Raw genomic sequence first — 9,313 nt, forward strand, 5'->3', positions numbered from 1 at the left:
ACTGTCGGTGGCGGGTGCGAGGATGCGGACATGACCCAGGAGACGGCTCTCACCCCCGACGTACTGCGCGAAGCCCGGGAACGGGCCGCCGAGTTGATCCGGTGCGGCTTCCAGGAGCCGGACGAGATAGCCGAGTCCCTGATCGAGGTCCTCGACGACCAGGGGCTCACCCCGGAGGAGGCGGAGCGGATCGTCGCCCCGCTGTGGAGCGCGCGGCTGGCCGAGCAGGCGGCGTGGCCGCGGGTCACGGACGTGGACCGTCTGGCCGACGCCTTCGACGCGCTGGAGGACCAGGGCGTCGTCGCGGCCATGGACTTCACCTGCTGCGCGGGCTGCGGTTACGCGGAGATCGGTGGCGAGGCCGAGGAGGACTCCTCCGGGTTCGTCTTCTTCCACCAGCAGGACACCGAGTCGGCGGCCGCCGGACAGGGTCTGATGCTGCGCTACGGCGTGTTCCGTTCCGACGGGGAGCCGGCCGAGGTCTCGGAGCGCCGGACGGCGGGGATCGGACGGGTCGTGGTCGGCGCGCTGGAGGCGGCCGGCCTCTCGGTGGAGTGGGACGGATCGCCGCACACGGCGATCCGGGTCGCTCCGTTGGAGTGGCTCAACCGCCTTCCGGAGTAGGCGGTCGGGGGGCGCCGGGGAGGGTCGAGGGCGGCGGGTGGGCGCCGGGGAGCGGTCAGTCGCGCTCGACGTGCACCTCGGCGAAGTGGTCGCTCTTGTCCGCCTTGCGGATGGTGACCTTGACGTTGCCGACGGCGGTCTCGGAGTCCTTGTCGACGGTCTTCTTGGTGTCGCCGATGGTCACCTCGGCCGAGCTGTCGGTGATGTGAGCGATCGTCATCTTCATCGGGTTGTCGCCGCCGAAGACCTTGACGGTCTTGGAGGCGTCCGCGCCGTCGGTCTTGATGCCGACGGTGCACTTGTGGTCGTCGAGGCAGAGCGCCACGCCGCCCTCACAGGCGGCCAGTCCGGCGCCGAGCGTCAGGACGGCGCCCGCGGCGAGGATCGCCGAGCCGAACCGGAAGCGGGTCCGGAGGCTGGTGCGGTGGGCCTTGGCAGTGCTGCTCGCTGTGGTCATGTCCTCGACGGTAGTGGACCGGACACGCCCAGCCATCGGTCGTCGGCGGGAGGCCTGCCCTGGTGCAGCCCGGATCGGCCGGGCGATCGAACCCCGAGAGCGGTGGGTCGAATCCCCTAGGGGTCATCGGGAGTTGTCCGGCGGACCGGCTGTCCGACGGGCTGCAGCATATGCCGGAGGCTCATGCCACGCGCGTAGATCGAAGGCCCGCGAAAACGCCGGCGGTCAGTCGGCGACGCTCCCCAGGCCGCCGAAGCCACTGCCGGCGCCGCCCCCGAGGCCCTCCCCCGGGCCGTCCTCAGCGCCGCCACCCGGTCCCCACAGCGGCGCGGTGCAACGCTGGTAGGTCGCCTGCCAGTGCGGCCAGTTACGGGCCACGTCGTCGTCGCACTCGGCCAGCAGCCGCTCCACCGCAGCGGGATCGACGCCGTCCAGCAGCCAGGCCAGCGCGTCCGCCGTGCCGGGCCCGTCCGCCACCCGCAGCAGGTCCAGCAGCTCGCCCAGGCCGCCGAGCCGGGAGCCGTCGGCCACCACCCGCTCCATCCGGGGCAGCAACTGGCGCTCCTCGATGCGCAGGTGGGTCTCCAGCCGCGCCGCCAGGTCCTCCATCGCGTACGCGACCGGCCAGGCGCTGCCGGTGTCCCGGCTGGCGATCCGGACCAGCGTGGTGACCCGGGTGAACGAGTGGTCGAGGTTGTGGTGGTCGGCCTCCAGCCAGTTGAGCAGCAGCCGCAGCTCGGGCGCGAAGCGGCGCACGATCGGCCAGATCCGGGTGTCCTGCTGCTCGTGGTGGCAGGTCAGCATCGCGGTCATGAAGGTCCAGTGCCGCAGCAGCGCCTCCCCCTTGTCCTCCTCGTCGGGCTGGAGCAGCCGCAGCGCGTTGGGCAGCCGGGCGAGGTCCCGGCGCAGCGCGGCGTGCACGAGCCGCAGCCCGGCGAACCGCACGGTGGCCGGGTCGTCGTCCGTGGTGCGCCCGCACGCGTCCGCACCACGGGGGGCGACGCCGGGCTGTCCCTGCGCGGGCACGGCGGGGGCGGGCTGGGGCAGCAGGTGGATCGGCATGGGACTCTCTTCACGGCTTGGGGCAGGACGGGTGGTGGCGGCCGGTGAGGACCACCCCAGCCAAGGTGCCCGCAGTCGATCAGAAGCGAATCAATGTCCGATTGACGCGCAGGTCAGGACGTTTATCGGAGCGGACGCAACGCTCTGCGGCGCCCGTCCCGTGCTACCGGGCGAGGGCCCGCGCACCGGGCGCGCCCGGGAGTCCAGGGGAACAGCGAGGCCGCATGTCACCGGAGCAGGAGCAGTCGTTCGACGAGTTCGTCGCGGGGCGGTACGCCGCGCTGCGCCGCACCGGCTACCTGCTCTGCGGCGACTGGCACCTCGCCGAGGACCTCGCGCAGACCACGCTGGTGAAGCTGTACTCGCGCTGGGGCCGCCTGCGCGACCCGGAGTCCGCGGCCGGGTACGCCCGGACCACGCTGGTCCGCACCTACATCGACACCCGGCGCCTGCGCCGCTCGCACGAACTGCCCTCGCCGGACCTGCCGGAGCCGCCGGCGACCGGGCCGCGGGCCGCGGCCCCGGCCGACCCGGAACGCCGGCTGGCCCTGCTGGCCGCGCTCGCCAAGGTCACCCCGGCCTACCGGGCGGCGCTGGTGCTGCGGTTCTGGGAGGACCAGTCGGTCGAGGCGACGGCGGCGGCCCTGCGGCAGAGCACCGGCACCGTGAAGTCCAACACCAGCCGGGGACTGGCCCAGTTGCGCGTGATCCTCGGCGATTCACTGTTGGAGATCGCGGCGGGCTGAGCCCGGCCGGGCGGGGCCGGACGCACGACGCGACGGTGCGCACGACGGGACCGGACGCACGAGGGGGCGGGACGCACGAGGGGACGGTACGCACGAACCGGCCGGCCACACCCGCCGGCCGACGGGACCGGGCCCGCGACCGCCGGAGCCGGGCGCAGGGGCGCAACGGGTCGCCCGGGACGAGCGAGCGACGAGCGAGAGACGAGAGGGAATCGGGATTGAACGGGGACGATCCGGCGTTCGACGCCGACGACATGGGCGCGCTGTTCCGCGCGGTCCTGGACCAGCCGGAGCCGGCCGCTCCCCCGGAGCTGCTGCCGGAGGTCCGCCGCTCCGGCAACCGGCTGCGCCGCCGGCGCCGGCTGCTGGCGACGGTCGCGACCGCGGCGGCGGTGGGCCTGCTGGCCACGGCGGGCTGGGCGGTCCGCGGGCGGTCCCCGGCGGAGCACGACGGCCGGGTGCTCCTCCCGGCGGCGAGCGCGCCCGTCGCGCCGTCCGTCGCGCCGAGTCCGTCCGCGTCGGCGTCGCCGACGCCGTCGGTCACGCCGTCCCCGATGGCCGGCGGCACGGCCGGGGGGACGGACGACTGGACGGAGGACGGGACGGACGGGACGGACGGGACGACGACCGTGGGCGTGGCCACGGAGGGCAGCCCGGCCCTGTTCGCCCTGCTGCGCGCCCACCCGCCCGAGGAGATCGGGAAGGCCTCCAGGGGCGTCAGCTCGGAGAACTTCCTGCTGACCAGGAAGGACGGCGGCACGGTCGCGGTGACCAGGCGCCTGGACGGGCCCTCCGGGGCGCTCGGCGGCGCCACCTCACCGTGCGGAACGCCCATGCCGGGCAGCTCGGGCCCGAAGAGCCCGGAGGGCGAGGACTGCGTGGGCATGAAGCTGCCGGACGGCTCGATGGTCTGGGCGATGCACCCGGTCTCGGTCACCCCGCGCGGCCGGGAGGCCGCGCTCCGGCTCGTCACCCCGGACGAACTGGCCTACACCCTGCTGTTCGTCCGGGCCGAGGCCCGGCCGTACCCGCAGCCCGACGATCCGACGGTGGCGCTGCCGCAGCTGTTGATCCTGGCCGGGCAGTCGGGGTTCCGGAAGGCGGTCCAGGACGGCTGGGGGGACCCGGTCACCGCGCCATCCAGGACCCGCCCCTCGGCCGGAACCCCCGGCCCGTCCACCTCGCCCCGTCCGCCCGCGCTCCCCTGACCGCCCGCGGGCGGGCCCGGGGTCCCGGCCGTGGCGCCCCGGCGTCCCGGCGGCCGAGACCCGGCGAAACGCCGGGAACGGCAGGAACGGCAGGAACGGCAGGAACGGCAGGAACGGCCTCAGTCGGCCGCCGGCCCCGCCAGGTTCTTGCTCAGCCACTCCAGGGTGTCCGGGATCATCTTCTTGAAGTCCGAGGTCAGGTGCTTGCCGCCGGGCTGCTCGTAGTACGTGATGCCGACCGGCGCGGCGGCCTTGGCCACCCAGGACTTGACCACCTTGGTCTCGTACGGGTTGGCGCCGCCCGCGGTGACCAGCATCTTCACGTCGGCCTTGCCCTGCGCGACCAGCACGTCGGGGTTGTTGGCCGCGCGCTCGGCGTCGTGGCCCTTCCACAGGCCCGAGTCCGGGATGAAGTAGCCGTCGATCGGCACCGCGGCCTTGTAGACGTCCGGGTACTGCAGGGCGAGCTTGGCGCTGCAGAAGCCGCCGGTCGAGGCGCCCATCACGCCCCAGCCGTCGCGGCCCTGCACGGTGCGGAAGTTGGCGCGGACGAAGTCCGGGATGTCCTGGGCCATCCAGGTGCCCATCTTGGGCTGGCCCGGGATGTCGGAGCAGTCCAGCGCGTTCTTCTCGTCGCCGTTGAAGTTCTGCACCGGCATGACCATGATGAACGGGTGGGCCTTGCCCTCCTTGACCAGCCGCGCGTTCTCCTCCTGGATGGGCAGCTGGTTGTCGGTCCAGGTGTTGTAGCCGTTGCTCTGGCCGCCCGCGAAGAGGGTGAGCACCGGGAAGCCGGTCTTGGCGAACTTGGGGTCGTTGTACTCGGGCGGCAGCCAGACCCAGACCTTGCCGGCGACACCGGACTTGGCGCCGGTCACGGTGGTCAGGAAGATCGGTCCGGCCGTGGTGTCCCGGGCCTTGGCGAGGTTGGCGTTCGGGCCGGTCGGCATCAGCACCTTGCCGGGCGTCGGCGCCGCACCGTCCGGGGTGCCCGTGCCGCCGCCCGCCGGGGTGCCCGAGGCGCTGCCGCTCGCGGCCGGGGAGGCACCCGACGTGGCACTGTCCCCCTTCCCACCACCGGAACTGCCGCAGGCCGCGAGTGAGGCGGCCAGGGCGAGCACGGCGGCGCCGGACAGGACGGCACGGGAACGGGACGACTGCCTAAGCACGGTGAGGACTCTCCGACCGATGTCGCGCCCGGTCCGTCTGACCGGGCGGCGGCCCCCCGGTGGGGCCGGACAGACCCGGGGGCACGACGCTGGCACGACCCCCGGAGTGGTGGCCCGCCGTCCCTCGCGGGGGCGTGCCTTCCTGCGATCTTATGACGTGGGCCGGGGTGGCCCGGTTGCGCGGTGACCACCGGAAATCCAATGTTTGTTCGCGATCAGGCAAAATCCTTCACCACTCCCGTCAGGCGGCGGGGGCCGGGCGGCGGGGGTCACCGCGGGGGCACAGCGGCGGCCCCGTCCGGGCGCCGGATCTTGGGTGCTTCCGACCGGTGACGGCGGCCCGCGGATCGGGAACGATCTCAGCGAGCCGACGTCACCGGCATCCCCGCAGCACCGGCGACACCGTCCCCGAGGAGAGCCCCATGCCCCAGCAGATCGCCGTCGTCACCGGAGCCGGGAGCGGCGTCGGCCGGGCCGTCGCGGTCGAACTGGCCGCGGCCGGCTGGCTGCCCGTGCTGGCCGGCCGACGGGCCGAACCGCTGCACGGGACCGCCCGGCTCTGCGGCGCTCCGGCCGACGTGGTGCCGACCGACGTCACCGACCCGGCCGCCGTGGACGCCCTGTTCGCCGCGACCGTCGAGCGCCACGGCCGGGTGGACCTGCTGTTCAACAACGCCGGCAGCTTCGGCCCGGCCGTCCCGGTGGAGGAGTTGGAGGTCGAGGCCTGGCGGGCGGTGGTCGACCTCAACCTGACCGGCGCCTTCCTCTGCGCCCGGGCGGCGTTCCGGCAGATGAAGGCCCAGGACCCGCAGGGCGGCCGGATCGTCAACAACGGCTCGATCTCGGCGCACGTCCCGCGCCCGCACTCGATCGCCTACACCGCGACCAAGCACGCGGTCACCGGCCTGACCAAGTCGCTGTCCCTGGACGGCCGTCCCTACCGGATCGCCTGCGGGCAGATCGACATCGGCAACGCGGCGACCGACATGACGGCGGCGATGGGCGCGGGCGTCCGGCAGGCGGACGGCCGGATCGCCCCCGAGCCGACCATGGACGTGGCCGACGTCGCCCGGACCGTTCGGCACATGGCCGCGCTGCCGCTGGAGGCCAACGTGCAGTTCGCCACCGTGATGGCGACGGCCATGCCGTACATCGGGCGCGGCTGATCCGGCTCCGCGCCGTTCACTCGTCGCACGCGTCTCGCACGTCCTGCGCATCTCGCATGTCTTGCGCGTCTCGCACGTCCTGCGCGTCTCTCACGTCTTGCGCGTCTCGCACGTCCTGCGCATCTCGCACGCTTGCGCGTCTCCCGCGTTTCACGAGTCCCGCGCGTCTCACTCGTCGTGCGAGTGCCGGTAGCGCAGCACCCCGCCGTCCTCCTCCAGCCGGTAGACGCTGGTGGTGGGCCAGTACTCGCCGCTCTCGGCGGCGGGCAGTTCGGCGCGGAGCACCATCCGCAGGGCGGGCGGCGGGGCGTCCGCGTGGACGCGCTTGCGGTGTCCGTCCCAGCGGCCGCCGCACAGTTCGAGGTCCAGGACGAGGGGGGTGGTTCTCATGCCGCGATGGTGCCAGCGCCCCCGCGTCCGCCGGAGGTTTCGGAGCCTGCGGCCACCCGCACGAGGGAACCCCGTCAGGCCAGGCTGACGGGGTTCCGGGGGTGCGGGGGCTACGGCGCCGGGCTGCGGCGGAGGGTCACGGCCGCCAGGTGTCGTTCAGCGTGACGACCCCGCCGGCGGGCACGGTCGCCGTCCGGTTGGCACCGGACTCCCAGGTCACCGCGCCGCTCGCGTCCTTGCGGACGTACTTGTACTGGACGGAGGTCCCGGCCGGCAGCGAGAGCGCCAGCGACCAGACCGGGTAGCCGGCGGAGGACAGCGGCAGTGCCTTCGCCGGGTCCCAGCCGCCGAGCGCCGCGGCGTCGCCGACCACGTAGACGTCCTGCCCGTACGCGGTGGTCGCGTTGACGTCGAACGAGGCGCCGGAGACGCCCGCCCCCGGCTGGACGTACAGCGCGACCGCGTCGCCCGCGCCCACCGTCGCGGTGAACTGCCCGTTGGCGCCGACCTGGTAGGTCGGGCCGGTGCAGCCGCCGCCCGGCTGCGGGTCGCCGTGCTGGACGTCGCAGTAGGTGCCGGCCGGCAGCCCGGTCTGGAAGGTCCGGGTGATCGCGCCGCTCTCGTGGTTGAGCGCGACGTAGCCCTTGTTGCCGCGGCCGAAGGCGATCGCGTTGTTGCCGTTGGACCACCAGTCGGTCACCCCGGTGCCCGCCACGGCGTTGCGGAAGCCGACCATGTTGGCGACCTGCCGCCAGGCGTGGGTGCAGTTCCAGCCGTCCTGGTAGCAGGCGTTGACGGTGCCGCCGTTGGGCGGGCCGTCGTCCTTGTTGGTGAAGGAGTAGCCGGAGTAGACGTTCGGCGAGCCGTAGGTGGAGGCCAGCAGGAAGACGTTGGCCAGCGTGTAGGTGTTGCCGTAGGTGTAGTTGAGGGTGGAGCCGTTGCGCTCGGTGTCCCAGTTGTCGAGGAAGCTGCGCGCCTGGCTGCTCGGCAGGTAGCCCCAGGAGGCGCCCCAGCCGTTGAGGTTCGCGAGCTTGTCGGCGGTGAAGATGCGCTTGAGGTCGGTGCCGACCCGGAACTCGTCCACGTCGCCGTTGCCGGTGTACTCGGACGGCTGGATCGGCTCGCCCGCGCCGTAGATGACCTCCTGGACCCAGTAGGCCTTGGGGTCGGCCGTCTTGGCCTTGATCGCGGCGAGGTCGGCGGCGGCGATGTGCTTGGCCGCGTCGATCCGGTAGCCGTCCACCCCGAGCGAGCCGAGGTCGTCGAGGTAGTGCGCGATGGTGGTCTGGACGTAGGAGCTGCCGGTGTCCAGGTCGGCGAGGTTCACCAGCTCGCAGTTCTGGACGTTCGAGCGGTCCTGGTAGTTGCCGATCGGCTGGCGGCAGGAGTGGAAGTCCTGGTCCTGGTAGGTGCCGGGGTAGTCGTACTTGCTGTACGCGGTGCCGCCGGTACCGGTGCCGGAGCCGGCCGACATGTGGTTGACCACCGCGTCGGCGATGACCTTGACCCCGGCCGCGTGGCAGGTGTCGACCATGTTCTTGAAGGACGTGCGGTCGCCGAGCCGTCCGGCGATCCGGTAGCTGACCGGCTGGTAGGAGGTCCACCACTGCGGTCCCTGGATGTGCTCCTGGGGCGGCGAGACCTCGACGAAGCCGTAGCCCTTCGGGCCGAGCGTCGAGGTGCAGGCCTGGGCGACGGAGTCGAAGCGCCACTCGAAGAGGGTCGCGGTGACGTCCTTGCCGTTGTTCGCGGGCGGGGCGGCCTGGGCTGCGGGGGCGCCGACGGCGGTGCCGAGCGAGAGCGCGAGCGCCGCCGAGGCGGCGAGTGCGCCGGCCGCGCGGGCGGGCCTGGGGGTCCCCCCGGCCGAAGGCCGGGGGGAGGTGGGGGTGGTGACCACGTCGTCTCCTGGGGGTGGCTGGGGGTGGGCAGCCGGAGGTGAAGCCTGCAGGAAGTTTCTGTAACTTGCCGGAAACTTGCAGCGCTGAACCTAGGGTCGCCGGGAGACACCGTCAAGGCCCTGGGAAGATACGTTTCTGCATCGCCGTCCGCCACGGCCCGCCACCCGCCGCACCGACCTCCACCCCACCACCACACCACCGCCCACGGGTGGCGGGCCCGACCCGCTGCCGGACACGGCAAGGGCCCGGCAGCCGTAGCCGCCGGGCCCCTCACCTGTCCTGGTTCACCGGCCCCTCAGGAGGAGCCGACCCGGGTTCAGCCGGTCTGGACGGAGGTGTCGTCGATGACGAAGCTCGTCTGCAGCGAGGAGTCCTCGACGCCGTTGAACTTCACGGTGACCGTCTGGCCCGCGTAGGCCGAGAGGTCGAAGGTGCGCTGCTGGTAGCCCGCCGCGGCGTCCACGTTGGAGTAGGTCTTCAGCGTGGTGCCGTTGACCGACACGGTCAGCTTGTCGTACGCCGTGGTGCCCGACTCCGCGGTGTCGATGTGCAGCCAGAAGCTCAGCGTCGCCTTGCAGCCCGCCGGGATGCTC

The 9,313-nt window shown here is 73.1% G+C and carries 9 protein-coding genes and 1 pseudogene; 4 read left to right on the forward strand and 6 right to left on the reverse strand.

What is annotated here, in order from left to right; genetic code table 11:
* Window positions 1-30: 30 nt before the first annotated feature.
* Window positions 31-624, forward strand: a complete 594-nt coding sequence (locus tag ACFV04_RS19205; RefSeq protein WP_380530387.1) for a DUF6891 domain-containing protein — start codon at window positions 31-33, stop codon at window positions 622-624.
* A gap of 55 nt (window positions 625-679) precedes the next feature.
* Here the strand turns inward: ACFV04_RS19205 and ACFV04_RS19210 are convergent, their stop codons facing one another.
* Both ACFV04_RS19210 and ACFV04_RS19215 read right to left on the reverse strand, forming a co-directional pair.
* The gene (locus ACFV04_RS19210) at window positions 680-1,081 is read right to left on the reverse strand and encodes a hypothetical protein (RefSeq protein ID WP_380342727.1); all 402 of its coding nucleotides are present in this window, start codon (window positions 1,079-1,081) and stop codon (window positions 680-682) included.
* 225 nt (window positions 1,082-1,306) lie between these two features.
* The gene (locus tag ACFV04_RS19215; protein ID WP_380342724.1) at window positions 1,307-2,143 is read right to left on the reverse strand and encodes a hemerythrin domain-containing protein; all 837 of its coding nucleotides are present in this window, start codon (window positions 2,141-2,143) and stop codon (window positions 1,307-1,309) included.
* A 224-nt stretch (window positions 2,144-2,367) separates the two neighbouring features.
* On the opposite strand from ACFV04_RS19215, the gene ACFV04_RS19220 reads away from it, so the two are divergent.
* A complete protein-coding gene (locus ACFV04_RS19220) occupies window positions 2,368-2,889 on the forward strand; it encodes a SigE family RNA polymerase sigma factor (RefSeq protein ID WP_360268082.1) in 522 nt (173 codons plus the stop codon).
* A gap of 218 nt (window positions 2,890-3,107) precedes the next feature.
* Entirely contained in the window at window positions 3,108-4,097 is a 990-nt protein-coding gene (locus tag ACFV04_RS19225) for a hypothetical protein (protein ID WP_380530391.1), read from the forward strand.
* Between the two features lie 119 nt (window positions 4,098-4,216).
* Here the strand turns inward: ACFV04_RS19225 and ACFV04_RS19230 are convergent, their stop codons facing one another.
* Window positions 4,217-5,266, reverse strand: a complete 1,050-nt coding sequence (locus ACFV04_RS19230; protein ID WP_380342718.1) for an alpha/beta hydrolase — start codon at window positions 5,264-5,266, stop codon at window positions 4,217-4,219.
* Between the two features lie 422 nt (window positions 5,267-5,688).
* On the opposite strand from ACFV04_RS19230, the gene ACFV04_RS19235 reads away from it, so the two are divergent.
* Window positions 5,689-6,432 carry an SDR family oxidoreductase gene (locus ACFV04_RS19235; RefSeq protein WP_360268073.1) on the forward strand — a complete coding sequence of 248 codons (744 nt, stop codon included), beginning with the start codon at window positions 5,689-5,691 and terminating at the stop codon, window positions 6,430-6,432.
* A 168-nt stretch (window positions 6,433-6,600) separates the two neighbouring features.
* Here ACFV04_RS19235 and ACFV04_RS19240 read toward each other — a convergent pair whose 3' ends face one another.
* The 3 genes and pseudogenes from ACFV04_RS19240 to ACFV04_RS19250 form a co-directional block, all read right to left on the reverse strand.
* Window positions 6,601-6,822, reverse strand: a complete 222-nt coding sequence (locus ACFV04_RS19240) for a hypothetical protein (RefSeq protein WP_360268070.1) — start codon at window positions 6,820-6,822, stop codon at window positions 6,601-6,603.
* Window positions 6,823-6,958: 136 nt separating this feature from the next.
* The gene (locus ACFV04_RS19245) at window positions 6,959-8,719 is read right to left on the reverse strand and encodes a carbohydrate-binding module family 20 domain-containing protein (protein ID WP_380530395.1); all 1,761 of its coding nucleotides are present in this window, start codon (window positions 8,717-8,719) and stop codon (window positions 6,959-6,961) included.
* A 317-nt stretch (window positions 8,720-9,036) separates the two neighbouring features.
* Window positions 9,037-9,313 (reverse strand): annotated as a pseudogene (locus tag ACFV04_RS19250) (hypothetical protein); the annotation flags it as partial.

This window comes from Kitasatospora sp. NPDC059599 (assembly GCF_042735125.1).
In the GTDB taxonomy this organism is placed as follows: Bacteria; Actinomycetota; Actinomycetes; order Streptomycetales; family Streptomycetaceae; genus Kitasatospora.

Excerpts from the sequence above, each read along its gene's own strand:
- ACFV04_RS19205 (WP_380530387.1), top strand. The coding sequence starts at position 31 with ATGACCCAGGAGACGGCTCTCACCCCCGACGTACTGCGCGAAGCCCGG.
- ACFV04_RS19210 (WP_380342727.1), bottom strand. The coding sequence starts at position 1,081 with ATGACCACAGCGAGCAGCACTGCCAAGGCCCACCGCACCAGCCTCCGG.
- ACFV04_RS19215 (WP_380342724.1), bottom strand. The coding sequence starts at position 2,143 with ATGCCGATCCACCTGCTGCCCCAGCCCGCCCCCGCCGTGCCCGCGCAG.
- ACFV04_RS19220 (WP_360268082.1), top strand. The coding sequence starts at position 2,368 with ATGTCACCGGAGCAGGAGCAGTCGTTCGACGAGTTCGTCGCGGGGCGG.
- ACFV04_RS19235 (WP_360268073.1), top strand. The coding sequence starts at position 5,689 with ATGCCCCAGCAGATCGCCGTCGTCACCGGAGCCGGGAGCGGCGTCGGC.
- ACFV04_RS19240 (WP_360268070.1), bottom strand. The coding sequence starts at position 6,822 with ATGAGAACCACCCCCCTCGTCCTGGACCTCGAACTGTGCGGCGGCCGC.